Below are 25656 nucleotides of genomic sequence, written 5' to 3'. Positions count from 1 at the left end.
TCAGGATTTTATTTTTCCCATCAGATACATCGCCTCCAGATTTGGCGACTCACTACCACCGCGTTTTTCCAGCGTTACCGCAAATGCATCTGCAGCTGCAACAGCTTTCACGTTTTGTAAAGTGGCAGTGGATCCGTCCACCTCAAAGACTCCGGCATCAATCGGTTTGCCGTCTTTCAACGCCCAAAGTTGATACTGCTTGTCTGAAGGAGGTTTTGGTAAACTCTCTACTCTCACAAATGTTTCCTGAGAGTTTTTATTCCAGTAAACAAGTGAACGCGCACCTGGCTCAAGGTCCGTACCCGTGAGCTCGATAGATTGAGTAGTAGGATTGGAAATAACTTTGAGCTGCTGCTCCACTGCAGCCAGCTGCTCCTGATTTTGAATTTGCTCCCCACGCAACTCATCCACCTGGTCTTGCAAACTCTGATTTTCTGCAATCACATCGGAAATTTGACCCTGCTTAGCGAAAAGCCAGACGGAAACAGCTACAAGCAGAACTGCAGCAGCCGCAGCCGCCACTTTCCAATTGTTGTTAGTGCTTCTGGTTATCTCCTCAGTTTTTCGGTGCTCTCCTCTTTCTGCCATCTTTACCAACTTGCGAGGCTGAGCATCGACTTTGACCAATACTTTTTCCCGCATTCCCTCCGAAGGTTCGATCGCCTTGAGTTGGGCAAATTGCTCAAGCGAACTTTCCAGAGCATTCAACTCTTCGCTAATCTCCGGATAGATCGAGCTGAGACATTCCACTTCCTGTCGCTCTTGCTCAGAAGCAGTGCCCATCACGTATTCCTCTAAAATACCAGACGATATGTATTCCTTTGTATCCACGAGAGTTTGGTCAAAAAGTTAATTCAAAATAAAATTGTCATTAGTTTTTTCAATTCTCGCAAGGCAATTTTCACCCGCGACTTCACCGTTCCCAAAGGCATCTCCAATTCCTCGGCTGCCTCCGACTGAGTAAATCCTCTGTAGTATATGATTTCGATAATTTCTACGTGCTTCGCATCCAGGTTTTTCACCTTTTCCTTGAGTCCGATTAATTCTGGACGCGTTTGCCTCGACTTGTCTTCAGTTTGATATACGTTATTGTCGAGGCTTTGGACTTTCGATGACTTCTTAAAAGATTTTGAGCGTGTGACATCAATTGCAGCGTTGCGCGCAATGTTTGCCATCCAGGTAAAAAGTCGTCCCTTATTGGTCTTGTACTTTTCAGCATTGTTCCAAATCCTCACGAACACTTCCTGAAGAGTGTCCTCAGCCAGGTCCCGGTCTGTTAAAATTCGGTGAATGATCCCAAATAATGCCGCAGAATAGTTGTCGTACAAATACTCAATTGCAGCCTTATCTCCATTTTGAAGTCTTGAGACAAGTTCCGATTCTTCTATTTCTGTGGCTTTCGTCAATGGGTCGAATGTAAATAAAAATTGTAACTGGCTTACAAGCTATCATCTCGAAAGAATGTTTAATGACTAACTGAAAGAGCAATAAATCGGCTGCTAATAACTTTTACTTCATGGCCGATAAACACTGGCACTGTTTGGATTGTAAAGTGAATAATCAATACCCAAAAATCATGAAGAATTTACTTTACCTATTCACAGTTACTTGCTGCTTCGCGATATCGCTTTCAGCCGGGGCTCAATCCTGCTGCGATATGAGCGCTACGAGTCAATTCGCAGCTTTATCAGATGACGATTCGTTCAAGACCAGTCACCTCGAACCAGAAGACTTCGTTCTCCAGGATCGAATGGGCGAAGACATCACTTTCGAATGTGCAGATGGAAAAGACGGAATGGCTTACTTCATCGAGTCTGAGGAACCATCTGACAAATATCTTTTTGTATTTCAGGAGTGGTGGGGACTCAACGACCACATCAGGGAAAAAGCTGAAAAATATTACAAGGACCTGGACAACGTGAACGTGATGTGCCTCGACTTGTATGATGGCAAAACTACCACCGACCGCGAAAAGGCCGGTGAACTGATGCAAAACGCGGACGAGAAAAGAATCAGAACGATCATTGAAGGAGCAATTGATCACGTTGGCGCAGATGCCGAAGTTGCCACGCTCGGCTGGTGCTTTGGAGGAGGCTGGTCATTACAGGCTACCATCATTCTCGAGGAGCAAGCTGCCGGCTGCGTGGTGTACTACGGAATGCCCGAAAAAGACATGAGCAGAATCGAAGAAATTGAAACAGAGGTTCTGGGAATTTTCGCAAAAAAAGACGGCTGGATCACTCCGGAGGTTGTTGGCAACTTCGAAGAAAAAATGGAGGAAGCCGGGAAATCGCTCACCGTTCACTTTTTTGATGCCGATCACGCATTTGCCAACCCGAGCAATCCTGTTTACGACAAGGAAGCAACAGAGGAAGCCTACGACCTCAGCATTTCATTTTTGCAATCGCAATTTGAATAGGCATTGCAATTCCTTTTACAAAGACACGTTCATATCTTTTGAACTGAGAGAAGCATCCTGCGGGGTGCTTCTTTTATTTTTGGGCCAACATGAAAAATCGGGTGATCCTAATCGTTTGTTTTGTTTTTTGCGTGGCGCAACTCTGCGGCCAGTCGCAGTGGCTTGAGGGCCGCGAAGCGATCATGGAAGATGCCATGAAGACACGGTTGACTACAGACTTCAAAAGAGAATTTCCTGAGTTTTTTGAGAACGACAATTGTCCGCCCTCTTTTCAACGAACAGCCACCAAAAAATCGGAGCTCGAGTTTGCAATCGAAGATACCGAAGATTACTCCAAGAAGTCGCTCAACATTTTGATGCGCAACGACTGTGACCGTTTCATCCTTCTCGATGCGCTTGCCGATTACTACTTTCCTCAGATTTCAGAAAAGCTCTCCGCAGCTGGACTCAGCACCGAGTATCGCTTTTTACCGTTGATCTTAACTGGATTCAACAACCAATTTGAAACTAATTACAGCGAAGCCGGTGCCTGGAAGCTCGATTTCATCACAGCCCGCAAATACGGTTTGGTGGTCAACAAAGACTTTGACGAGCGATTCGACTTTGAAAAGTCAACGGAAGCTGCGGTGAAATACCTCGCCTATCTCGAACAGCGATTCTACGGAGATCCGGACAAGGTTATTTTGGCTTTTTGCCACAGCCCGCTCTACGTCACGAAGAATATCCTTCCACAGGATGACAAGAACTTCACTTTTTCTGAAGACGATCGGGCACTCATTTCCTTTTTTCGCACGGCCAGAGATCTCTTCGAGAACCTCCAAACTGATGATCACCGACAAAGGATGAAGAGCCTCATCGAATCGCCCACGCCCACTCCTTACAGTCACGATTTGAGTTTCGATGCTATCGCAGAAGTCATCGAATTCGAGAGTGAAAAGATATCGCAGTTCAATCCGGTGTTTAAAGGAAACCGAACAGACACAGCCTACAGCGGAGTAAGCTTTTTGCTTCCCGCGGAGCAAAACCTCGCCTTCGAAACACTGGAAGACTCAGTGGTGGCTCTTCAAAAGAAAAGAATCCGAGAAAAACTAGAGGCCGAAAAAGAAGCCGAAGAAAGGATGAAAAAGGGAATTCCCGACCCGAGTACGAGCCGCGAGTTGGTTTATCGCGTTCGTTCGGGAGACGTGATTGGAAAAATTGCCCAGCGCTATGGAGTGAAAGTAAGCGATATCAGAACCTGGAACGACCTTCGTGGCAACATGATTTACATCGGTCAGGAATTGATTCTCTACATCCCAAAAGATCAGGTGGTGACTAAAGAAAAGTCTGTTGTGGAAAGAGAAAATAAAGCTCCCAGAACCGAGCCGAAGGATCTGCCTGATGGCGACTACATCACCTACACAGTGAAATCAGGTGAGAGTCTTTGGCTGATCGCGCGAAACTATCCTGGGGTTTCTGCAGAAAACATCATGGAATGGAACGACATCACTGAAGACATCAAGCCCGGAATGGACCTGAAGATCTTTTTAAACGAATAGAAAACGCATGAAGCCCGTCCACACACTTCTGTTTCTTTTGGCTGTGGCAGCACTCAGTGCCATCACCATGCACTTTTTCCCGAAGGACGGAATTCAGGTGACGGAAAACTTCACACTCGTTTTCCCAAAATTCGAAGACTTCAAACCAGACACTACCGAGGAACATCGAATCGAAGACATCGAAGCCTACCTTGAGGCGTATGACGATGTTTTTGAAGAAACCGAAGTCGACTCTACGGCTATCAAAGACAGTCTGGCTCGCATCCAGGCAGAGCGCAGAAAGAAACTTTTGCGAATTCAGTGGAAAGGTGGAGATCGCTCTTCGCTCGAGCCGTTTTTCTCAAGCCTTACTGGCAAAGCACCAGACACAAGTTCCATTCGCGTGATGCACTACGGAGATTCTCAAATTGAGGCCGATCGTATCACAAGCTATTTGAGAAACGAGTTTCAAAAGGAGTTTGGTGGAGAAGGTCCCGGACTGCTTCCGGTTGTCCAAACGATCGAGACTTCAGCTATCGTTCAAAGAAACAGCGAAAACTGGCACATCTACAGCCTAATTGGAAAGCGCGACACGATGGTGACTCACGACCGCTACGGACTGCGAGGCACTTTCGCACAGTTTACTCCTATTGCTCCCGATTCGCTTCTAAAAGATTCAGCCACCACCGCCTGGGTGGAATTTGAACCTTCGCCCTACACTTACAATCGGGCAAAGCGCTACGGGCAAGTCAAGCTGTTTTATGGCAATGTCGTAGACACGACTACAGTTTCAGTTTTTCTAAATGATAGCCTAATCCAGACCGACACGCTTCAACTCACCATCGGAAATGCGTTAAAAGTCTGGAACTTTGAGTCGACTCCCGAAAAGTTGCGTTTTGTATTTAAAGGAAAACGAAGCCCTGAGTTTTACGGCTTTTCGCTGCAATCGAAAACCGGGGTTCACATGGACAATATCGCCATGCGCGGTTCATCGGGAACAATTTTTAGAAGGATTAGCTCAGGACAACTCGACTCTCAGTACGAAGAGCTGAACGTGAAAATGATTCTGCTGCAGTACGGAGGAAACACCGTTCCGTACATCGAAGACTCGACAAAAGCCGCAAATTACGGCAGGTGGTTTGCTTCGCAGATTCGCTTTTTGCAAAGGCTCAATCCCGATGTTGCAATGATTCTGATTGGCCCGTCAGACATGGCCACCAAAGTGGGGACGGAGTTTAAAACGTACCCATTTCTGGAGCTTGTTCGCGATGAGCTAAAAGAGGCAGCCTTCGAAACCGGCATCGGCTTTTGGGATCTCTACGAAGTGATGGGTGGAAAAAACTCTATGCAAAGCTGGGTAGAGGCCGAGCCTCCGCTGGCAGGGAGCGACTACGTTCACTTCACTGGAAAGGGTGCACGCAGAGTGGCCGAGCTTTTTAGAAAAGCCCTGTGGAAAGATTTTGAAGAGTGGAAAACTTCTGAAAAAACAACTGCGAAGGACACAACCAAAAAGTCCAAACCCAACGTACCAGTAGACTCTACAAAAACTGAAAAACCCAATATCATTCAATGACGAGAATTGCACTTTTCATATCGCTTTTGATTGGCTGGCTCGGAGTGGAAAACCTCGACAAGAATGAAACTCATCACCGCGAGCAACAGACGCGTGTTTTTCCCGCTCCTGAAATCGACATGAGTCACTCGTTCATCAACTACGATCTCAACAAAATTGATTTCCCCGGACGCAAAAATGCGCTCTACTCTTTTTACGGAAAGCTGGATTCGCTGGTTTTTGACGGTTATGGAAAAGTGAATGTCCTACACATGGGTGGATCTCACGTGCAGGCTGGCGTACTGAGCAACACGATGAGAGAAAACTTTTTCAGCCTGGCTCCTTCACTTCGCGGTGAGCGTGGTGTGTTTTTCCCTTTTCGACTTGCTCACACCAACAGTCCATGGAACATCGACCTCGACTACACAGGCAACTGGGACGGCTATCGAAATTCAGTTCCAAAGCACGAGTCGCGCTGGGGAATGACAGGAGTGACCGCAACAACCTATGACTCCACTGCCACAGTGAAGCTCTGGACGTTTGACTCAGACTCTGTCCCCTACTCTTTCAACAGACTTAAAGTTTTTCATACGACAGATTCCACTTCATACAATCTTTGCCTGCCAGAGAAATACGAAGTGATTAGAAGTAAACTCGACACTGCTGCTGGCTTCACCGAATTTGTTTTTGCAGGAACCTACGACACGCTTGAATTTTTTCTTGAGAAGAACTTCCCATTTCAGAATCACTTCGATTTTCAAGGAGTGAAATACGAAACCGGAGAACCTGGTCTCACCTATTCTTCCATTGGAGTGAATGGAGCCAGCGTTCCATCGTACCTGAGGTGTCAAAAGTTTGTTGAGCAGCTGCACACTTCCCCACCCGACCTGGTGATTTTCGGAATTGGAATCAACGATGCCTATATGCCAAGTTCAGCATTCAGCCAGGAAGAATTTGAAGAGAACTACACAACGCTGATGAACCAGATTCGGGAGACGAATCCTCGAGTAAATTTCCTGTTTTTAACCAACAACGACAGTTACTACAAAAGGCGCTACCCCAACAGAAATGCCCTGGCTGTGAAAGAATCGATGTACAAACTAGCCGAAGAAGAAGGCGCTGCTGTTTGGGATCTTTTTGAAATCATGGGTGGACTCAACTCCATCTACACCTGGGACAAAGCCGGCCTGGCAAAAGGAGACAAAATACACCTCACTCGTGAAGGTTACCGACTTCAGGCCGACATGCTTTTTCACGCTATTCGCGAAGATTTTGGAAACTACCTCAACCTAAAAAACCAATGATTCTCTAAGAGGAAAAGATCAAGATGGAGCAATTGAACTGGACAGAGCGACTAAAAGATATTTTCCTCTACAACGAGGAATCTCCGCTCATTTTCACGGAGCTCTACTTTTGGGTTTTCTTTGGCGTAGTGCTGGCGGGCTACTCGATAATATACAAGCACCGCGCGGTCCGTAACGCATTTCTCTTTCTCGTCAGCTTGTTTTTCTACTACAAAACAAGCGGGATGTTTTTCACGATCCTGCTTTTTTCGACCGTTACCGACTACTACATCGGCAATGCGATTTACGGCAGTAAGAAAATCCTCAGCAGGAAGCTCTGGCTGGCGCTCAGCATCATTCTCAATCTCGGAGTGCTGATCTATTTCAAGTACGCCTACTTCTTTGCCGATTCTTTCAATCAGGTTTTTGGTTCGGAATATCATCCGATCAACCACTTTGCTCAGTGGACCAATCAGATGACAGGCTCCACTTTCCGGGTCGATCAGATTTTGTTGCCAGTCGGGATTTCGTTTTTCACTTTTCAAACCATGAGCTATTCGATAGACCTCTATCGAAACCACGTGAAGCCTGTGAAAAACCTCATCGACTTTGGATTCTATGTTTCGTTCTTCCCGCAACTAGTGGCCGGTCCGATTGTGCGTGCATCGGAATTTATTCCTCAGCTCTATCAAAAATATGAGCTAACTAAGCAGCAATTTGGAATTGCGCTTTTCTGGATTTTGAATGGTCTTCTAAAAAAGATGTTTTTGGCCGACTATCTTGCTGTGAACCTCATCGATCGCGTGTTCGACAACCCGGCCATGTACACCGGTTTCGAAAATCTGATGGCGCTCTACGGCTACTCGCTTCAGGTTTACGCTGATTTTAGTGGCTACACCGACATTGCCATTGGAATCGCTCTTTTGCTCGGCTTTCATCTGCCCGAAAACTTCAACTCGCCATACAAAGCAACGAGTGTGGGTAATTTCTGGAAACGCTGGCACATCTCACTTTCATCGTGGCTCAGGGATTATCTCTACATTCCTATGGGGGGAAACCGTGGAGGATCGCTCTTTTCTTTCATTATGCTCGGCATAATTCTCGGCTTTGTGGCGTTGATGTCAACAACGATCGTGGTGCCTGCAGTAATTTCCGGAATTGCAGTTTTGGTGATCGCCCTTTGTCAGTTTTTCCCGAAGATCAGAAACTGGTGGACCACCAACATCAACATGATGACCACCATGCTTATCGGAGGATTGTGGCACGGGGCCAGCTGGAACTTTGTGATTTGGGGAGGACTAAACGGATTGGGATTGATGGTCTACAAACTCTGGCGGAAAATCAGCCCGTGGGAAAGTAAAAACAACCTGCTGAAGAGATTCTGGGCGATTTTTCTCACCTTCAATTTCATCACTTTCACCAGGATCTGGTTCCGATCTGGATCGAACAACACCTGGGAAGCTATGCGCGAAGGGCACAACATTCTCGAAGAGCTACTCACAGCCAACGAAATGCTCAACAGAATTCTATTCAGTTTCGATGGCCAGATCGCCTGGAAGTTTCTTACCGAGTTTTGGGAAGTGATGCTCGTGATGGTTCTCGGGTTCGTCATCCACTGGCTGCCTTCTACCTGGAAAGCATTCTACAGAAAGACTTTTGTGAAAACACCTATTCCACTTCAAATCGGAATTTCTTTCGTAGTCGTGTTCGTACTCTACCAGGTGATGAGTGCCGGCATGAAGCCGTTTATCTACTTCCAGTTTTAAGGGGCAAAGGTAATTGAGTAAAGTAAGGGATTGAGGTAATTGAGGTTCGTTGAGAGAGATAAAGCGTAGAAAAAGTTGAAGCAGGCTAGCACAACCCGGTATTTTCCATCTCCTCTTTAAATCTAGTCCCAGAGGGACGGCACTTTGGTAGCGAATAATATGAGCCATGACCAGCCAGCTCCAGAGGAGCGACATTTTGGTTTCAAAAGTTGGATGATCAATTGAACCAATGGTCAAAACTATTGGCTACGCCCAGTCACAAACTCAAAAACCTCCCCGGCATTGCCGGAAAGGTTTATAAATCAACTTCTTATCGAAAAGAATGCTCAGTGAGCTATTCTACTTTTCTACTTTCATCTCAATCTGTGTATCGGTGTCTACCTCGTCATAGGCAGCGCAGTTTTTACCATAGTGGCAAGACTGCAGAACAACCGAAAAAGCGAGCACTCCGAGGGCGATGATAATCAGCCTCTGAAATGCAGTGTGGTTTAGTTCTGTTTTGTTCATAACGTAATAGTTTGATCTGCGGTAATAATGTATTTGGCGAAGTATACGCCCCCTTTCAAATTAGGGTTACAACATTTAATCAGTTGTCTCTCAAAGAGCTCGATTGATAAATCTCCACCGCAGAAATTTTCCTTGCTTGAATTGCACTTTCGAAACGCAACTTAGTAATTAACTCATTTTCAGCAAATTTATTTCGTCTCCGAAAACCTTGTCAGATAGGACTTTCCAGATTCTTCAAAAATTTTAACAGTACTATTTATTGCATAGTACTGTTTTTTAACTATATATTTGCAATGTCTATTACTATAGAGCAAATCGAAGTTTGAAAAATGAAGATTGAAAACACAAAAGCTCAGATGAGAAAAGGCGTTCTGGAATTTTGTATTCTCAGAATACTCTCCAACAGAGAAGCCTATCCGTCCGAAATCATCGAAGACATGAAGTCGGCAAAATTGATTGTCGTAGAGGGCACACTCTATCCTTTACTTACCCGGCTCAAAAATGCCGGACTACTCAGCTATCGCTGGGAAGAATCCACTTCGGGACCACCCAGAAAATACTATAAGCTAACCGGCTCAGGAGAGATCTTTCTCAACGAGCTTGAAAAAACCTGGGGAGAGTTGTCCTCAGCAGTAAACCAAGTCACTAAAAACTCCAATAAATAAGTTTATGAACAAGACGATTTCCATAAACATAAGCGGTATGGTCTTCAACATTGAAGAGACGGCCTACAACCGACTAAGCCAATACCTCGACACAATTCGCGCATATTTTGACAATATGGAGGGCGCGGATGAAATAATGAACGATATCGAATTGCGGATTGCGGAGCTCTTCCAGGAAAGACTGGGCGATACTCGAGAAGTAGTTACCAGCGATGATGTAGCTCACGCTGAGTCTGTGATGGGTAAACCTTCAGACATAGCCGAAGGTGCCGATGAAGAAGAGCATTCGGGAAGCAGTTCGAAAAAATACGAGTCAACTGAGCAAGGTAGAAAGGTCTACCGCGATCCTGACAACAACGTGATTGGCGGTGTGGCTGCAGGAATCAGCAACTACTTTGGTTGGGATCCGCTTTGGCTCAGAATTTTGTTTGTGATCCTAGCCGTTTCCGGTGGATTTGGTGTGCCGATCTACATCATCTTGTGGATCATCATCCCTGAAGCTAAAACCACAGCAGAGAAGTTGAGGATGCACGGCCAGAAGATCAATGTCGAAAACATCAAAAAAAAAGTAAGTGAAGAGATGGGAGGGATTAAAGATTCCTTTCAGGACCTCAGCGACAGAACGAGAAAAAATGTAAGCTCCAACAATTTCAAGAATTTCATGGAGTCACTTTTTAAAGGCATCGGATCGCTGCTTTCGGCCATCGGTCGATTTCTAGTGAAGCTCGTAGGTGTACTTCTTTTTCTCATGGGAATCGGACTATTCATCGGGGCAATAGCGATATTCTTAGTAAACGAATCGTTTCTCAACATCGCCATTGCTGAGCTGGATTTCGATCAGCTAGGTGAATTCTTTTACCTGAGTAAAGTCAACCTTTGGTTTTTCATTATCGGTACAATTCTCCTCTTCTTAGCTCCGGTAGTAGCTTGTTTTTATGGTGGATACCGACTGCTCATCAACAACACGGCTTACGTTCCGGGATTGGGTCTCACGTTATTCTCCTTGTTCCTTTTGGGAATTGTGATCACCTCGATTGCCGGTGTGCGCTACGGAAGGGAAATGTCGCACGAAGGCAATGTGAGAAACACTTTGGAAATGCCGGCATCGATGGATACTCTGTACATCAAGGTAAACGAAGACACCTACTTCCACAACTCACTGCTGATTGAGGACAGCAACATTTTGACAGCTCTGCACAAAGAAGAAGAATCAGTGGTAAATGGTTACGGAGTTGGACTCTACTTCTACTCTTCCGAGTCTGATCAGTTTAGAATTGAAATTGATAAATCCAGCAATGGATTAAAGGAAACGCTGGCTGTAGAGTATGCAGATCAGATTGATTTCGACTACGAAATTCGCGACTCACTTCTAGCGGTGGACCCGTTCATCAAAATGCCTTACGAGAACGGATTCCGTTTCCAGGAGGTGTCGGTGAGAGTTTATGTCCCCGAAGGAAAGACAGTTTACATGGACGAGAATATCGGTCGGATTTATCGCAGAGAGTACCGAGGTGGAAAATTCTGGCACATGGAAGACGATGAGTTTGTGAGAACGCCAAAGAGAAAGGAACTCAGAAGTACCGAAAGTCAGGAAGCTATATAGAATTTACAAGGCTTATAAATGAGTTGGAAATCATACAACTCGGTTTTTAGTTGGCTACTATAAATAGTAAACAAACAGACAGGGACATCCAAAACGTTGGGCGTCCCTTTTTCTTTTTGTATCCAACTACGACAACGCATTTGGCGTCTTCAGTTAAGTTGCATTCCTTAAATTGCGATTATGAAGCGGAGGACCATCCTTTTTCTTTTATTAATAATGTTCTCTGGTCTGGTCCGGGCTCAGGTGAACTATCCGCTGATTGAAAACCTCGGCCAATGGCCAGAACAGGTCGCCTATTCTGCCGAAATCGGCAACGGCAAACTCTACATCGAAGACAACGGCTTCACTTACGACCTGTTCGATTCTCGCGTTTTTGAACAATACACCGCACTTCACAGTCGAAAAGAAGCTAAAGCCGAAGTTCCAGAAACACTTCCCTGCCATGCCTACAAGGTGAAGTTTGTGGGTTCTAACGAAGGTTCAAAATGGCGTGGACTCAATCAGGAGAAAACCACTTACAGCTATTTTCTCGGTAATAACAAGGACAATTGGGCCGGTGGCGCCAGCTCATATCAGGCGGCTGTAAAAAAGGACATTTATCCAGGTATTGACCTCAAACTCTACAACGGTGATTTCTTTTTGAAATACGATTTCATTGTTGCCCCGGGTGCAGATGCTACACTGGTAAAAATGAGCTACGAAGGAGCCGACAAGCTCAAACTCGACAATGGCAGACTGATTGTTAAAACCAGCGTGGGAAAAGTTATCGAGCAAAAGCCGCTGGCCTATCAAATTATTGAAGGCCAAAAGAAGATCGTTTCTTGTAGCTACTCAGTGAAAAAACAAACTGTGCAATTTGAGTTTCCCGAAGGCTACGACAAAAACTACGAGCTGGTGATTGATCCGGAATTGGTTTTTTCGACTTACTCAGGCTCCAGCACCAACAATTTCGGTTACACAGCCACATTCGACTCAGAAGGGTTTCTCTACTCGGGAAGTTCGGCTTTTGGTTCACAGTATCCCACCACCACCGGAGCCTACGATATTTCCTTCAACAGCGGAATTGTCGATATCGCACTTTCGAAATTTGACACAACAGGAACTTTCCTCGTCTGGTCGACCTACATCGGTGGGAATGACGATGAGCTGCCTCACAGCCTGATTGTGAATGCGGCAAACGAACTTTTCGTTTACGGTACTTCTTCTTCCACGAACTACCCGACTACGGATGGTGCCTACGACACTGATTTCAACGGAGGCGAAGACCTTAATTTACTTACCGGACTTGGAGTGAGCTATTCAAACGGGTCGGACATTGTGGTAAGCAGAATTTCTGCCAATGGCGATGAACTACTCGCCAGCACGTACATTGGTGGCAGCGACAATGATGGACTGAATGCCGGAACTCCACTAAAATACAACTACGCTGACGAAATTCGCGGTGAAATCCTCATCGACAATCAAAACAACATTTACATCGCCTCTTCTACCAATTCATCGGACTTTCCGGTGAGTGAAAATGCTATTCAACCAATTTTTGGCGGAGGAGAACAAGATGGCTGCCTGATAAAAATGAACAACAGTCTGACTACCGTTTTCTGGAGTTCCTATCTCGGAGGAAGTGAAGCCGATGCTGTGTACTCCGTAGACCTCACTACCAACGGAGATGCTGTGGTAGCCGGAGGAACCCGATCTACGGACTTCCCCGTTTCTTTTGGTGCTTATCAGCCAGATTTTGCCGGAGGATCAGCAGATGGATTCGTCACAGCCATAAATCCCGAAGGAGATGAGATTGTATTCTCGAGCTACTACGGCTCCGATGCTTACGATCAGATTTATTTCGTAGAACTCGACCAGCAAGATCAGGTTCACGTGTTTGGTCAAACCGAGAAAGAAGGAGATTTCTTCATCAATAATGCCAGCTACAACACAACCTCTGGTGGACAGTTCATCACCAAGTTTGAAACCGGACTTGACGACATTATCTGGAGCACAGCTTTTGGTGCTGGCGGTGGCGAGCCCGACATTTCGCCAACGGCTTTTCTCGTGGATGTCTGTAACAAAATTTACCTCAGCGGCTGGGGAAGCAGCATCCAGGGCGGTAGCCTTTCCACCAGCGGATTGGACATCACCGGAGATGCTTTTCAACTCAACACCGATGGCAATGATTTTTACCTGATGGTCCTCGAGGACGATGCCAGCAACCTGTTTTATGCCAGTCACTACGGAGGCGGAACTAGCGCAGAGCATGTAGACGGTGGCACTAGTAGATTTAGTAGGAAAGGGGAAATCTATCAGGCGGTTTGTGCAGGATGCGGTGGCAATTCAGACTTTCCGATTCAACCCAATCCTGGAGCGGTTTCGAGCACCAACAACAGTAGCTGCAATTTGGGAGTTTTCAAATTCAACTTCGAAATCCCCGGTACGATCGCAGACTTCAGTGCTCCTTCGGTAATTTGTTTTCCTGAAGAAATCGAGTTTAACAACACCAGCGTGAACGCAACTTCTTATGTCTGGAACTTTGGTGATGGAGAATTTGACAGTCAGGAAGACCCAACACACACTTATGCTGAGCCAGGAACTTATACTGTAGAACTCATCGCCCAAAGTCCAAACAGTTGTAATCTTGCCGATACGGTGACACAGCAGATTATTGTTCTTTCCAACAGTTCCTCTTCCATTGCTGATGCTCAGATTTGCCCGGGTGAAAGCGAGCAAATTGGAATTCCACCTTCTTCGAATCCAAACATCACTTACGAGTGGTCACCTACCGATTACCTTTCGGATATCGATGTTCCTAATCCAATAGCCTCGCCACCCGAAAACATCACTTACACGCTTTTGGTGAGTAATGGAGTTTGTACCGACACAATTATTCAAAATGTCATTGTGACGGTGATCGATCTGGAGACTTCTCCTGACACACTTCTCTGTGGAGATGAAGGCACCGTGACGCTCACTGCCAACACATCTCTCGATGGAGTGGCTTACACCTGGTCGGCCAATGAAGACTTTTCGAATCCACTAAACGATGGACCGGAAGATCCCGATGTAGAAGTAAGCGTAGTAGCTCCTTCAACTTTTTATGTGCAAGCGGAAGTGAATGGTTGTTCGGTGGAAGAAAGCGTAAATGTTAATCTGACTTCTGCATTCACAGAAGTGGAAGATGACTTTACCATCTGTGCGGGAAACAGCACAACTCTAAATGTGATCAACCCATCCGATCAAATCAACTACTTCTGGGAACCTGAAAACTTAATTATTGAAGGACAGAACTCTCCCAGTGTCACGGTTGCCCCTGTTTCGGAAACGACCTACTTTTTGACAGCAACTTACGGAGAAGACTGCATTGCCTACGACACCATCACTATTTCACTGAGTACTCTCAATGGAGGAGGCCTTTCAGCCACTGCTGAACCAGACGTTATTCCACCAGAAGGAAACAGCCAGCTCGCTGCAATGCCCGATGGCTATAGCTACGAATGGACTCCTTCAACAGGCTTGACCAACCCCAACAGTCAAAACCCTCTTGCTTCACCAGACCAAACCACAACCTACTACGTCACCGTTAGCGATGGCGACTGCTTTTATATCGACAGTGTTCGTGTTCAGGTGATCGATTTTGAGTGTGGACCGCCTTCGATTTTTGTCCCCAATGCATTCACACCAAATGGCGACCAAAACAACGATGTACTGCGAGTTGAAGGACAGAACCTCACTGCAATTGAGTTTGAAATTTTTAACCGCTGGGGAGAAAAAGTCTTTGAAACAACCACTCAAAGCGAAGGCTGGGATGGAAGCTACAAAGGAGTTCCTGTAGAACCGGCCGTGTTCGTCTACAAGCTGAAAGCCACGTGCGATGGCGGCATCGTTTACGAAGAAGAAGGTAACGTCACTGTGATCCGATGAAAAAGTTGCTGGTCGCCATATCGATGTTTTTTGCTGCACTTGTTGTCCGATCGCAAGACATTCACTTTTCTCAGTTTTTTAATGCTCCCGCAAACTACAACCCGGCTCTTACGGGTCAGTTTGACGGTGACTATCGGTTCATCGGAAACCAACGAACTCAGTGGCGAGCTGTAACTGAACCCTACTCTACCATCGGAGGATCAGTTGATGCGAATAGCTTTTTGGAAAACGAAAATCTGGGAACAGGCCTGAGCATCTATCGCGACAGAGCAGGCGACTCTCGGTTGACGTTGCTACACGTTAACCTTGCAGGTTCGTACCGGTTTGCACTTTCCGGAGAAGGAGAATCACTATCCCTTGGCGGCCAGGTCGGCATTACCCATCACAACATCGACTACAGTCAGCTGGAGTACAACAGTCAGTACAATGGTTTTTTTTACGATCCGGGACAGCCAAGTGGAGAGGCTTTTTCACGAGACAGTCGCACCTACCTGAACTTCAACATTGGGGCCGCTTACTTCAAAAAATTTGACGAGCGAAATAGTCTGGAAGGCGGAATGTCGGTCTTCAACCTGAATTCTCCTAACCAGAGTTTTTTCAACGCTACTGGAGTAAACCTCGACCCGAGATTGGTTTTCCACGGAAAAGGTCAAATAGAAATTGACGATGAATGGGACATCTTGCCCTCGGCTATTTTTCAATCGCAAGGGAAGTTCACCGAGTTTGTTTTTGGAGGAGCTGCGAAATACATTTTGGAAAATGAAGCCGGACTCAATCGGGCAGTTTATGGAGGCCTCTACTACCGTACTCGTGACGCTGGCTACATCATGGCAGCCATGGATTATGATGCCTGGCACGTGGGCATCAGCTACGACATCAATTTGAGCGACTTGCGAACAGCGAGCAATGGCCGTGGCGGTTTCGAAATTGCAGTAATCTACATTCTTCAGCAATTCAAGCCGGAAGAGTATAATTATCGTGTCTGTCCGGACTATCTCTAAGCCTCTTCACTAAATCAAAACTCCTACTAGCTGAGCCGAGTAATTTCGCACCTTTGCAGCGCAAAATATTTCGCTCTTCATGAAAAAAGACTCAGGCCGTCAGCTCATCAACCTCACGTTCGTAATTCTCGGGATTTACTACACCCTTTTAACCCTTCACTACCTTGGCGACCGTGACGTGAAAAATGATCTGTACTTCCTTTACCGATTTGTTTCAGAAGAATTTTGGCTGATGTTCATTCTCGAACTGATGGCCGTGGGTAGCCTCTTTGCCGACACTATTCTGTCTTTCGATAAAATGAGCAAAAGCAAGCGTATTTGGCAGTTGATTTTCACTGTCATCTACTTTGCGATCTTCTTCGCCAAGTTGCTTTTCTTTTGGTTTGGCTTGGCCTTCACCGGCATGGACTTTTAGTCGCGGTGATATTGGTAATCTTCGTAGTCCATTTGGCGATTGCGCTTCTTAAAAGCCTTGTATCGCTCTTTCACATAAATGATGAAATCATACTGCGTGGTAGTCTGCAGAAAGTGATCGCTTACATTTAGGAAGTCGATAAACTCATCAAAATCTTCATCGCTGAGTTGAATGATGTCGTAGCTCACATATTTCTGGAAAAGCTCTTTTAGCAACGCTCTTCGCCTGTCTTCATTCTCCATTTTGGCCACGAGTCGCTTGTTCTTTGCCCTGCGGCTAAACTGTTCGTAGAGAAAAGTGATTGGGCTGGAAATCGCATCCACTCCAGAAGTTCTGTAATCCGTTTCATCAAAACCCAGTTTATCGATGTCTTCCTGAATGTCGCTAAGCTCTCTTGGGGCAAAAACCTCGGCCTCTCCCACTTCCACAATTAATTCATCTAAGGTAAGCTGGAGTTTGTATTCCGGCTTGTAGGTCGAATCGGCATAGCTAATCGAAAAAGATTTGAAACCCATCCCTCCGAGTTGCAAAGTGTCAGATTTGCGGGCTTCCACTCTGAAGGTGCCATCGGTGTTCCCAAAACTACCCATATAGGTCCGCTTATTTACGATCAACAAATCCTGAATCGGCCGACCCGAAGGATCTTTGGCTTTACCACTGATCACGATGGTAGTATCCTGAGCCTGCAAAATTGCAGTGCTAAAGAGCAAGAATATGAAAAGGGCCTGTCGGATAAATGTTCTGCTTTTTGTCAATCTCTTTGCAATAACGGCAAAATTGGGATTTTTGTCGTGTTAAAGGATTTTAATTGATATCAAAAAGCGTGACAAAATCGATTTTAGAAACACACCGGATCACTTGTCGAAGATTGAACCTCTATTGAAGTAAACCTGTGAATGCGGCTTGTTTTTTCTGATCTTGTATTTCTTTTCCGCGAAAGCGCTGTGATGGTAGGGCGTTCTGCAACTTTGAGAAGCCATCAGTGCAATCAAAATGATCGACACTGCTCCCCATTTTTGAACCTTTGAAAACATTACTTTTTTTAAATCTATAGTTTTACACTCGTTGCTGAATTTTACGCCAGATGACAGAACAAAAGTTTCGTAATCTTCAGCTATTTAATCAACAATTTTTAAAGCGCTGAAAATGAAGAAATACCTAATGGTTTGCCTCGGAAATATTTGCCGCTCACCAATGGCAGAGGGGATTTTGACCAATAAGTTGAAGGAGAAAGGAATTGAGGCCCAAGTAGATTCTTGCGGCACTTCAGACTATCACATCGATGAATCGCCAGATCCCAGAGCTCGTGAGAAAGCAAAAGAAAAAGGACTGGACATTGATCACCTTAGAGGGCGTCAGTTTGTCACTGCAGATTTCGATCGGTTTGATGAGATTTTTGTGATGGATAAATCTAATTACGAAAACGTTTTGGCACTGGCAGAAAGAGAGGAGCAACGCCAGAAAGTCAAAATGATTTTAAGCGAGCTGGATGACAAAGAAGTTGAAGAAGTGCCGGACCCTTACTTCGGAATGGAAGATGGATTCGAAATCGTTTACAACTTGCTCGATCGAGCTTGTGACAAAATTGTAGCACGCACAAGATGAGCACTGGAAAAATATACCTGATTCCAAACTCGCTTGGAAACCCCGACCTCACTCTGGTTTTACCTCCGGAGGTGAAGCGAGTGATCAACCAGCTCACTCACTTCATTGTGGAAAATGAAAAGCAGGCACGCAGGTTTTTAAAAGCTGCGGGAATGGAGAGACCCATTTCGGAACTCACCTTCTACCCGATGGGAAAACACTCTGACCCGAGTTTGTTTCCTTCCTATGTGAAAGTCGCTGAAGAAGGCGAATCTCTCGGTGTGATCTCCGATGCTGGCTGCCCAGGAGTGGCGGACCCCGGAGCTGAAATCGTGGCGCTAGCCCATCGTGCCGGAGTGTACGTTGTGCCTCTTACCGGACCGTCAAGCATTTTGCTTGCCCTAATGGGAAGTGGCTTTAGTGGTCAGAGTTTTGTCTTTCACGGCTACCTTCCCATCGACAGGAAAGACCGCGGACGATTTTTAAAATCAATCGAAGGCGAAGCACGGAAAAGTGGCCAAACGCAAATTTTTATGGACACACCTTTTCGAAACGACCAGGTGCTCGAAGACCTCATCAAAACCGGCCATCCCGACACTAAACTTTGCATCGCTGTTGATATCACACTTTCTTCGGAAATGATTAGAACTCTGCCGCTGAGCGAGTGGAAAAAGCGAACTCCAAAACTGCACAAGCGGCCTTGTATGTTTTTGGTGGGTAGGTGAAGGTGGTACTTGATCTTAGAACCTGATTTGAAAAATATGTCTACTCAGGTTAAAAATATGATTTATTAAAGAATTGCTTCATAAACCACATCTCAAAGGCAGGATCTAGAAACTCATAACCTTTGTCTACTTTTTGGATGATGTCAGCATTCATAAGAATCACCTTGTTTTTGCTAACATTTCGCGGTGTGCCCAGTCGGTATTTTTGCATGACATCAGAGCCCGTCAACTGAAATTCCCCAGCTGAAACCGCTTTTAGTAAGTTAACTTGTGTGCCACTTAGGCTTTCTATCTCTTTTTCGTAAAGTGGTGTATTCGCCTGAATTAGCTCCAGAATTGCATTTTGCACTTCTTTTCGAGTTGCCTTCTTTGGGTTTTTATTCCATGTGTAGTGTGCCAATTGCTGCACATACCACGAATGATTTTTCATGCTCTCAGCAATGAGTTCAGCAGTATCTTTATCAATTTGCTTTCCCGTATTGGTAAAACCTTTCTGGATAAAAGAAACCCATTTGTCCTTCGAAATTTTAGAAAGAAGCATCAAATCCCCGAAACGATAAAACGGCTTAGAAGAGTTGTTGAATATATCATTCATCATATGACGCTTGCTTCCAAACAAACAGTAACAAACATGTTTTTGTCGCTGCCAAACAGCTCGCATCAATTTTTCAAACGATTCATAGTCACTGAATGAAGCCAAATTCTGAAACTCATCCAAGCAGATAACGAATTTCACGTTCTTTCTATGGGCCAGCTTTTCAGGTAAGTCGAGAATTTCATCCTTGTGTTTTTTTAATTCCTGCCAATCAAAACTGACCGAAAAGTCTGTTTCCGGATCAATACCTATGCTAAATTTTGGGATTAATTGCTTAAAAATGTTCTTCCCTTCTTTAAACCAATCCTCCCATTTGTTGGAAGACGCCCTGAGAACTTCCCTGGCAAATAATTCTAAAAACTCCTCTTCAGTCGATACTGCAAAAAGATCAATAACACAAACCTTGATGTCCTTGTGCTTTTCACTGATGTCGCCTACAACTTTCTCAACTAAACTTGATTTACCCCATCTTCTCGGTGAAATGATGCAGGTATTTACTCCTTGAGTGAGATTGACTTCCAGCTTTCTCGCTTCTTCTTCGCGATTTGTGAATGCCTCCTTGCTCACTGTAACTCCATATCGGAAAGGTGATGATTTCATTATTTGACTACTTATTTTATACTCTTTGGTATTATACTCAAAGGTATAAAATATAAATCAATGTTTCGGGTTCGTAATGTAGAATAATCTACCTACCAACTCGGGCAAGGAGGAATAGATCTTCCGCCTCTACCTCTTCCGCGGCTGCGAGATTTTTTGGCGCATTTCCAGCTGCGGAAAATGGTGTACTTCAGGCTGAAGTAGAAGTCCGCTCCGTAAACATCCTGATTGAAAAGAAAAGCTCCGAGGTTGTCGGTTCCGATGACGATGCTGTTCAGTCTCAGCATCAAACCAATCTGACCAGAACTGTACTCGTGGAGAATCAAAGGCATGCTGGCTTCAAACCTTTTGGTTTCGAAGCGAGGAATGAAAGCTACCTGAGCTGGACGCTGCGGTCCGAGTGAATTCCTCCTTGGAAATCCCTGGATCCAGTGACCACCCAGGTAGACGTTGTTCATCACTTTGTGATCGTATTGCAAGCTGATGGCTGTGGGTAGTTTTATTCTCAAATTAGAGATTTCGCCTCCGCCATCGTTCAGTGCAAACTCCTCTGCCAGTCCATTGCTGATTCCGTCAGCGCCATCCGGACTAAAACTCGGATAGTCTTCCCATGTTCGCGGGTCACTGATGTCGAAGGAATAGCCATAAAAAGGATCATTGAAACGGATTCTGCCAAGGTCCAAAATCGAAACCCCAAGTTTGTACTCGTAATCGCTCGTGCGGCAACCTTGTCGTGGACTGTGTGGCGTGTAACTTTCTACATTGCTGGTAGTCCTTTTGAAAACGACTCCGATATCGGCACCAATTCCGCGACCGTTAAAGAGGGCTTCTTCACCTGGTTCGTTAAAACCAAACTCGCCCTGAAAGCGAGTAGTCTCGAGATTTGTGGAGTCCAAAACGGTGTAATCCCAACGATCAATTCGAACACCGCCTCCGGCAAAGCCAAGCAAATATTTTAGAGAGATCCCGGCAGTGATCATGTCGTTTCCGCGCTGGTGAACTATTCTGCCGTAGCTCAATCCAACCTCGGCCCAGTTTAGAGAAGCGAAAGAAACATTTCTTGCACTGAAGGACTCTCCCATTTGTGGCTCCCACTGCAATCCATTTTCCATATATCGAACAAGGTGATCTGGAACTCTCCTGAGGTCGGTAACTGATCGTACCTGAGTTGTTAGAGCGAACGAATTTTTGCCAACAGCAAAACTTACCGAAGGTCCTCTGACACTCACATTCGCATGAGCCCGTGAATTGTTTGAAGGAATTCCGAAGACAGGTTCAGGTACCGCATCTGGATTTTGCCATGTATCGGAAAACCTGAACTCATCTTTGGGCAGGTAAGCCAGATTGTTTTTTGCAAATACGCCAAAGCCGACCAACTGAAAATCAATGAAAGCTTTGGAATCGACTATTGAAGCGGGATTGTTGTGCACCGTATTCACCGGAGAGTAGTTGCTGTGGACAATACCCAGGTTATCCTGAGCAAAAGCCTGAAAGGTAGCCAAAAACAGAAATGTCAATAGGGTGGAAAGGCGCATCTGAAATTCGATATGTTCTAAATGTAGAATTTAACTACGAAATCGGCAAGGCATTGTTCTCAAGGATGATTCATTGGCTGCAATTCAAGCGTATCTTTTTCTACTTCTCTAACCACGACATCAAAATAAACTGGAGTTTTTCCAGGTACAATGCCAGTAGCAGAGCCGTACAACCCAAAGGCTTTGTGAGAAGGAATGTAAACCCTGGCTTGCTCATTTTTACGCATGTAGTGAAGCACGGTGTCGATCCCGGGAATCACCTGATCGGGCTTCCCCAACTGAAAATAAAGTGCCGAAGAGCCCTTTTCTGAGGAGTCAAATTCAGTGCCATCTAAAAAGTACCCGGTGTAGTCGATGGTAAGATGATCGCCAGCGCTGATTTTCACCCCCTGGTTTTCTACAACTTTTGAGTAGTAGACATCATCGAGCCGTTTCACGTTGTCGAGCAGATTGTTTTTCTCAAGCCACTCGCGCAAATACGCATTTTCCTGAACCGCTCCTCTTCTCATCTCTTCTGCCAGTTGTTGTTCGTATTCCTGAACGGTCAACAAACGGCCAACTTTCACGTGCATCAGAAAGTCCTTCTCCCCGGGAAACTTGTAGCTCTGGTATTCATCCAGCAGGCTACCCTTAAAGTGACGATATTCAATCTTGAAACTGGTGCTGTCTCCTTCGTTGAGATTCATCAACTCCTGAGATAGTGATTTGCTCCCCAGATAGTCGGGTGAAATTCGTTGAAAAAAATAACTCACTGAGTCGAGCTGCATTGAGGAGTCTGCTGGTTGTGAATAGACAAAAAACTCTACAAAAGGAAACTCGCTTACTGGTTTGTTTCTCTCCCCGAGTGCTTCTAGCTTTTTCTCCAAACCCGGAGCCACCTGTTCAAATTCGTGAGTGTGATCGCTACACGAAAAGCAAAAAAGACAAAGGCAAAAAAGAAAGAGGCAGCGGAACAAGGTCAATCGAGTTTTACAAGTTTCACATCATAAATCAGCGGGCTCTCGAAAGGAATTCTGGAACGGTCGCCACTGAGCCCATAGGCCAGGTGCGAGGGCAAAATGAAGATAGCTTCGTCTCCCACATTCATTTTCAAAACACCTTCATGAAGTCCCGACTCAACATCGTCCTTGCCGACCTCAAAAGTCTTCGGTCCACTCTTCTCCGAGCTATAAACTACTTTCTCGTCCTCCATCAGCTTCACTTCGTACTCGATCGTGGCAAAATCTCCTTCTTTGGCTTTAGGCCCTTCACCTTCGGTATAAATGAAGTAGCGAAGTCCGGTTCCGGTTTCCTCCACTTCCCATCCCTTTTCCTCGATATAGTTATCGATATCTTCCTTCTCCATCTGCATTGCTCTTCGATTTTCCTCGATTAGCTGATCCTGAGAAATGTAAGTAGTCTCCTGTTTGTTCTTTTCGTTTTTGCAACCGCTACAGCCCACGAAAGAGACCACTGCAATGGCAAAGAAAAGCTTACTCTGAATTCTTAGTAGTTGAGTTCTGACTGACATTCTGCTGCTGCTTGTTCAAAATTAGAAATGGTTTCTTCAAGGCTCTTGTCCGAAATTCCTCCGGCTGCGTTCTTGTGACCGCCTCCGTCAAAATATTTTCTTGCAAACTGGTTGACATCAAAAGTGCCACGAGAACGAAAAGACATTTTCACCTCGTTATTGCCCTCGCGAATAAACGCTGCGAAGTTTACACCCTTCACTGAAAGTGCTTGATTCACCAGTCCTTCTGTATCGCCTTTTCTGTAATTGTGGTCATCCAGTTCCTCTTTGCTCAGGCTGATGTAGGCCATGTGCAAATCGCGATTTACAATGAGTTTGTTGCGCAACGCGTGACCAACGAGCTTGAGACGATCTTCCAGATTGGTGTCGTAAACCTCCTGGTGAATGAGTGCGTGCTCCACACCTCGCTCGAGCAAATCGGCAACTATTCGATGGGTTTTTGGCTCGACCGAAGGAAATCGGAAGGAGCCCGTGTCGGTCATTATTCCAAGGTAAAGACACTGACCAATTTCTGATGTGATGGCCGTTTTACCATCAATTCCTACGATGAACTCATAGATCAACTGGGCAGTTGAGCAAGTCTGCGTATCCGAAATGAGCACCTTCGGGTAGTCTTCCGGCTGCTGATGGTGGTCGATCAAAATGAAAGGCACCTCTCGATCAAGGGCTTTCTCCAGGCTCGATGCCAAATCACCTGTTCTCTTCAGTGTGTTGTAATCCAGGCTGAAAATCAAGTCTGCCTTCTCGACTTCTTCCTCTGCTTCTTCTTGCTGAGTTTCGAATATGAGAATCTGGTCATGACCGGGAGTCCAGTGCAAAAAATCCGGATCTGGATCGGGAATAACCACCCTGGCGCGTTCGACTTTATTTTTGAGGTAGTGAAAAAGTGCAAGCGAAGAACCGATAGCGTCTCCATCGGGCGATCTGTGGCAGGTGATCACCACTCGCTTCGATTTCGAGATCAGGTTCGCTGCTTTCTCAATTTGGTCTTTAGTAATAACAGGATTTTCCATTTCGCCTCAAAGGTAATTCCTTTGTTGTAATTGGACATGCCTTTCCTCTGGAGAAGAAATGCGAACGTAGCTGGACAAGTTCAAGCCTTCTTTTCTAATTGCAATTTGGCCTTACCTTTGCTCGCGACTGCAACAAATCTGCACGAAATGAAAAAACATCTGATTATGCTTTTGGGAGCTTTTTGCTTCCTAAGTCTAACAAGTGCTTATCTATATTCTCAAGTGGCTGAGATAGAAAGTTCGAGAGCAAGGCTTGCGAAGTCCCAAAAAACGCAGTTTACTAATGTAAATGAGCATTTTTGGGGCGAGCGTAACGCAGCTATCGGACTTTATAAACAGTCACAAACGAGTTTTAATCACAAGTTTTATGTCAGCACCACGAACATTGAATTTGACCAGCCGAGCAAATCTTTTCAAATCACCATGAAGCTCTTCACGGACGATTTGGAACATGCCCTTGGCGACCCGGACCGAAATAAAATTAAGCTCGGCAGCCCAGAAGAACAAGCAGACGCAGATCAGATGATTGAAGCTTATCTTCAGAAAAATTTTCACATGCAAGTAAATGATAAGCATGTAGAGTGGACCTACCTGGGCAAGGAGGTAGAGTATGATTTAACGTACTGCTACATTGAGACCTTTGGCGTTCCTCCCATAAATTTTCTCACCATCGAAAACACGGTCTTCTTTGACCTGTTTGACGATCAGACTAACCTGATCAATCTACGGATCAATGGCATGCGCGAAACGGTGATGCTCAATCCCAACGACAAACAAACGAAAATTAAACTTTAGGCAGAATGACGAAAAAGGAGAAAGCCGAATTTGTGATGGAGGAGCTCGACAAGCTCTACCCAGAAGTCCCGATTCCGCTAGACCATGTAGATCCGTATACCCTGCTGGTCGCTGTTTTGCTCTCAGCTCAGTGCACCGATGCCAGGGTGAATCAGGTTACTCCTCACCTCTTTCGCGTAGCTGATAATCCGGTGGAGATGTCGAAAGTCCCCGTTGAAGACATCAAGGCGATTATTCGTCCATGTGGTCTTTCACCAGCAAAATCCAAAGCGATTTCCAATCTGTCTCAAATTCTGATTGAAAAGCACAACGGACAGGTTCCCGACAATTTTGAAGACCTGGAAGCTCTTCCGGGAGTTGGCCACAAAACAGCTTCGGTAGTGATGAGCCAGGCATTTGGTCACCCGGCTTTTCCGGTCGATACTCACATTCACAGATTGATGTATCGATGGGGGTTGAGCACCGGTAAAAACGTAACTCAAACAGAGAAAGACGCCAAGCGACTTTTCCCGAAAGAAAGCTGGAACAAACTTCACCTGCAAATTATCTACTACGCCCGCGAGTACTCACCAGCCAGAGGAGTGAACCTCGATAAAGATTACATCACGGCTAAGATTGGCAGAAAGAGTGAATTGAAAAAATTGAAAAATAGATAGAAGCGT

23 protein-coding genes are annotated in these 25656 nt (G+C 45.4%); 14 read left to right on the top strand and 9 right to left on the bottom strand.

Going from position 1 to position 25656, the window contains the following annotated elements; translation table 11 throughout:
- Positions 1–831, bottom strand: a complete 831-nt coding sequence (locus ABHV44_RS08810) for an anti-sigma factor (RefSeq protein ID WP_459074310.1) — start codon at positions 829–831, stop codon at positions 1–3.
- Between the two features lie 23 nt (positions 832–854).
- Positions 855–1406: an RNA polymerase sigma factor gene (locus tag ABHV44_RS08805; protein ID WP_459074309.1), complete on the bottom strand. Its 552-nt coding sequence runs from the start codon at positions 1404–1406 to the stop codon at positions 855–857.
- Positions 1407–1576: 170 nt separating this feature from the next.
- Here ABHV44_RS08805 and ABHV44_RS08800 point away from each other — a divergent pair, with 170 nt between their 5' ends.
- The 5 genes from ABHV44_RS08800 to ABHV44_RS08780 all read left to right on the top strand — a co-directional run bounded on the left by ABHV44_RS08800 (position 1577) and on the right by ABHV44_RS08780 (position 8537).
- A complete protein-coding gene (locus tag ABHV44_RS08800; protein WP_459074308.1) occupies positions 1577–2419 on the top strand; it encodes a dienelactone hydrolase family protein in 843 nt (280 codons plus the stop codon).
- 89 nt (positions 2420–2508) lie between these two features.
- Positions 2509–3957, top strand: a complete 1449-nt coding sequence (locus ABHV44_RS08795) for a LysM peptidoglycan-binding domain-containing protein (protein ID WP_459074307.1) — start codon at positions 2509–2511, stop codon at positions 3955–3957.
- A 7-nt stretch (positions 3958–3964) separates the two neighbouring features.
- Positions 3965–5509: an SGNH/GDSL hydrolase family protein gene (locus ABHV44_RS08790; RefSeq protein ID WP_459074306.1), complete on the top strand. Its 1545-nt coding sequence runs from the start codon at positions 3965–3967 to the stop codon at positions 5507–5509.
- The gene (locus tag ABHV44_RS08785; protein ID WP_459074305.1) at positions 5506–6792 is read left to right on the top strand and encodes a GDSL-type esterase/lipase family protein; all 1287 of its coding nucleotides are present in this window, start codon (positions 5506–5508) and stop codon (positions 6790–6792) included. The genes ABHV44_RS08790 and ABHV44_RS08785 overlap by 4 nt, the downstream gene beginning before the upstream one ends.
- A gap of 23 nt (positions 6793–6815) precedes the next feature.
- Entirely contained in the window at positions 6816–8537 is a 1722-nt protein-coding gene (locus tag ABHV44_RS08780) for an MBOAT family O-acyltransferase (protein ID WP_459074304.1), read from the top strand.
- A gap of 339 nt (positions 8538–8876) precedes the next feature.
- Here the strand turns inward: ABHV44_RS08780 and ABHV44_RS08775 are convergent, their stop codons facing one another.
- Complete coding sequence (locus ABHV44_RS08775; protein ID WP_459074303.1) at positions 8877–9044, bottom strand: hypothetical protein; 168 nt, start codon at positions 9042–9044, stop codon at positions 8877–8879.
- Between the two features lie 329 nt (positions 9045–9373).
- Here ABHV44_RS08775 and ABHV44_RS08770 point away from each other — a divergent pair, with 329 nt between their 5' ends.
- From ABHV44_RS08770 to ABHV44_RS08750, 5 genes are all read left to right on the top strand, one after another.
- Positions 9374–9709: a PadR family transcriptional regulator gene (locus tag ABHV44_RS08770; protein ID WP_459074302.1), complete on the top strand. Its 336-nt coding sequence runs from the start codon at positions 9374–9376 to the stop codon at positions 9707–9709.
- 4 nt (positions 9710–9713) lie between these two features.
- Positions 9714–11312, top strand: a complete 1599-nt coding sequence (locus ABHV44_RS08765) for a PspC domain-containing protein (RefSeq protein ID WP_459074301.1) — start codon at positions 9714–9716, stop codon at positions 11310–11312.
- A 180-nt stretch (positions 11313–11492) separates the two neighbouring features.
- Entirely contained in the window at positions 11493–15221 is a 3729-nt protein-coding gene (locus ABHV44_RS08760) for a DUF7948 domain-containing protein (RefSeq protein WP_459074300.1), read from the top strand.
- Positions 15218–16222: a PorP/SprF family type IX secretion system membrane protein gene (locus ABHV44_RS08755; RefSeq protein WP_459074299.1), complete on the top strand. Its 1005-nt coding sequence runs from the start codon at positions 15218–15220 to the stop codon at positions 16220–16222. Before ABHV44_RS08760 ends, ABHV44_RS08755 begins: the two co-directional genes overlap by 4 nt.
- Before the next feature lie 79 nt (positions 16223–16301).
- Positions 16302–16637 carry a hypothetical protein gene (locus ABHV44_RS08750; protein WP_459074298.1) on the top strand — a complete coding sequence of 112 codons (336 nt, stop codon included), beginning with the start codon at positions 16302–16304 and terminating at the stop codon, positions 16635–16637.
- Here the strand turns inward: ABHV44_RS08750 and ABHV44_RS08745 are convergent.
- Positions 16634–17392 (bottom strand): hypothetical protein, encoded by a 759-nt coding sequence (locus ABHV44_RS08745; RefSeq protein ID WP_459074297.1) that lies wholly within the window; start codon positions 17390–17392, stop codon positions 16634–16636. The two genes, ABHV44_RS08750 and ABHV44_RS08745, sit on opposite strands and share 4 nt — an antisense overlap.
- Before the next feature lie 391 nt (positions 17393–17783).
- On the opposite strand from ABHV44_RS08745, the gene ABHV44_RS08740 reads away from it, so the two are divergent.
- Together ABHV44_RS08740 and ABHV44_RS08735 are read left to right on the top strand one after the other, a co-directional pair.
- Positions 17784–18242, top strand: coding sequence for a low molecular weight protein-tyrosine-phosphatase (locus ABHV44_RS08740; RefSeq protein ID WP_459074296.1), 459 nt, complete (start codon positions 17784–17786; stop codon positions 18240–18242).
- Positions 18239–18946: an SAM-dependent methyltransferase gene (locus ABHV44_RS08735; protein ID WP_459074295.1), complete on the top strand. Its 708-nt coding sequence runs from the start codon at positions 18239–18241 to the stop codon at positions 18944–18946. The genes ABHV44_RS08740 and ABHV44_RS08735 overlap by 4 nt, the downstream gene beginning before the upstream one ends.
- Positions 18947–18995: 49 nt before the next feature.
- On the opposite strand, the gene ABHV44_RS08730 is transcribed toward ABHV44_RS08735, so the two are convergent.
- The 5 genes from ABHV44_RS08730 to ABHV44_RS08710 all read right to left on the bottom strand — a co-directional run bounded on the left by ABHV44_RS08730 (position 18996) and on the right by ABHV44_RS08710 (position 24199).
- Complete coding sequence (locus ABHV44_RS08730; protein ID WP_459074294.1) at positions 18996–20108, bottom strand: AAA family ATPase; 1113 nt, start codon at positions 20106–20108, stop codon at positions 18996–18998.
- Between the two features lie 125 nt (positions 20109–20233).
- Positions 20234–21676: a DUF5723 family protein gene (locus ABHV44_RS08725; RefSeq protein WP_459074293.1), complete on the bottom strand. Its 1443-nt coding sequence runs from the start codon at positions 21674–21676 to the stop codon at positions 20234–20236.
- A gap of 59 nt (positions 21677–21735) precedes the next feature.
- Positions 21736–22554 (bottom strand): FKBP-type peptidyl-prolyl cis-trans isomerase, encoded by an 819-nt coding sequence (locus tag ABHV44_RS08720; protein WP_459074292.1) that lies wholly within the window; start codon positions 22552–22554, stop codon positions 21736–21738.
- Positions 22555–22634: 80 nt separating this feature from the next.
- Positions 22635–23186 (bottom strand): FKBP-type peptidyl-prolyl cis-trans isomerase, encoded by a 552-nt coding sequence (locus ABHV44_RS08715; protein WP_459074291.1) that lies wholly within the window; start codon positions 23184–23186, stop codon positions 22635–22637.
- The gene (locus ABHV44_RS08710; protein ID WP_459074290.1) at positions 23162–24199 is read right to left on the bottom strand and encodes a DHH family phosphoesterase; all 1038 of its coding nucleotides are present in this window, start codon (positions 24197–24199) and stop codon (positions 23162–23164) included. Before ABHV44_RS08710 ends, ABHV44_RS08715 begins: the two co-directional genes overlap by 25 nt.
- 147 nt (positions 24200–24346) lie before the next feature.
- On the opposite strand from ABHV44_RS08710, the gene ABHV44_RS08705 reads away from it, so the two are divergent.
- Complete coding sequence (locus tag ABHV44_RS08705; protein WP_459074289.1) at positions 24347–24994, top strand: DUF6702 family protein; 648 nt, start codon at positions 24347–24349, stop codon at positions 24992–24994.
- A 5-nt stretch (positions 24995–24999) separates the two neighbouring features.
- Positions 25000–25650, top strand: a complete 651-nt coding sequence (gene nth, locus ABHV44_RS08700) for an endonuclease III (protein ID WP_459074288.1) — start codon at positions 25000–25002, stop codon at positions 25648–25650.
- Positions 25651–25656 lie beyond the last annotated feature (6 nt).

Origin of the sequence: Halocola ammonii, assembly GCF_049334165.1 — a bacterium.
In the GTDB taxonomy this organism is placed as follows: domain Bacteria; phylum Bacteroidota; class Bacteroidia; order Flavobacteriales_D; family Sanyastnellaceae; genus JBEGHD01.
The sequence above is the reverse complement of the archived record's forward strand: the minus strand, read 5'-3'. Positions and strand labels throughout refer to the sequence as shown.

What these genes read in the sequence shown, in the direction of transcription:
- ABHV44_RS08710 (WP_459074290.1), bottom strand. Translation starts at nt 24,199, where the DNA reads ATGGAAAATCCTGTTATTACTAAAGACCAAATTGAGAAAGCAGCGAAC.
- ABHV44_RS08775 (WP_459074303.1), bottom strand. Translation starts at nt 9,044, where the DNA reads ATGAACAAAACAGAACTAAACCACACTGCATTTCAGAGGCTGATTATC.
- ABHV44_RS08715 (WP_459074291.1), bottom strand. Translation starts at nt 23,186, where the DNA reads ATGTCAGTCAGAACTCAACTACTAAGAATTCAGAGTAAGCTTTTCTTT.
- nth (WP_459074288.1), top strand. Translation starts at nt 25,000, where the DNA reads ATGACGAAAAAGGAGAAAGCCGAATTTGTGATGGAGGAGCTCGACAAG.
- ABHV44_RS08735 (WP_459074295.1), top strand. Translation starts at nt 18,239, where the DNA reads ATGAGCACTGGAAAAATATACCTGATTCCAAACTCGCTTGGAAACCCC.
- ABHV44_RS08790 (WP_459074306.1), top strand. Translation starts at nt 3,965, where the DNA reads ATGAAGCCCGTCCACACACTTCTGTTTCTTTTGGCTGTGGCAGCACTC.
- ABHV44_RS08765 (WP_459074301.1), top strand. Translation starts at nt 9,714, where the DNA reads ATGAACAAGACGATTTCCATAAACATAAGCGGTATGGTCTTCAACATT.
- ABHV44_RS08800 (WP_459074308.1), top strand. Translation starts at nt 1,577, where the DNA reads ATGAAGAATTTACTTTACCTATTCACAGTTACTTGCTGCTTCGCGATA.
- ABHV44_RS08725 (WP_459074293.1), bottom strand. Translation starts at nt 21,676, where the DNA reads ATGCGCCTTTCCACCCTATTGACATTTCTGTTTTTGGCTACCTTTCAG.
- ABHV44_RS08755 (WP_459074299.1), top strand. Translation starts at nt 15,218, where the DNA reads ATGAAAAAGTTGCTGGTCGCCATATCGATGTTTTTTGCTGCACTTGTT.
- ABHV44_RS08770 (WP_459074302.1), top strand. Translation starts at nt 9,374, where the DNA reads ATGAAGATTGAAAACACAAAAGCTCAGATGAGAAAAGGCGTTCTGGAA.
- ABHV44_RS08740 (WP_459074296.1), top strand. Translation starts at nt 17,784, where the DNA reads ATGAAGAAATACCTAATGGTTTGCCTCGGAAATATTTGCCGCTCACCA.
- ABHV44_RS08760 (WP_459074300.1), top strand. Translation starts at nt 11,493, where the DNA reads ATGAAGCGGAGGACCATCCTTTTTCTTTTATTAATAATGTTCTCTGGT.
- ABHV44_RS08795 (WP_459074307.1), top strand. Translation starts at nt 2,509, where the DNA reads ATGAAAAATCGGGTGATCCTAATCGTTTGTTTTGTTTTTTGCGTGGCG.
- ABHV44_RS08705 (WP_459074289.1), top strand. Translation starts at nt 24,347, where the DNA reads ATGAAAAAACATCTGATTATGCTTTTGGGAGCTTTTTGCTTCCTAAGT.
- ABHV44_RS08750 (WP_459074298.1), top strand. Translation starts at nt 16,302, where the DNA reads ATGAAAAAAGACTCAGGCCGTCAGCTCATCAACCTCACGTTCGTAATT.
- ABHV44_RS08785 (WP_459074305.1), top strand. Translation starts at nt 5,506, where the DNA reads ATGACGAGAATTGCACTTTTCATATCGCTTTTGATTGGCTGGCTCGGA.
- ABHV44_RS08780 (WP_459074304.1), top strand. Translation starts at nt 6,816, where the DNA reads ATGGAGCAATTGAACTGGACAGAGCGACTAAAAGATATTTTCCTCTAC.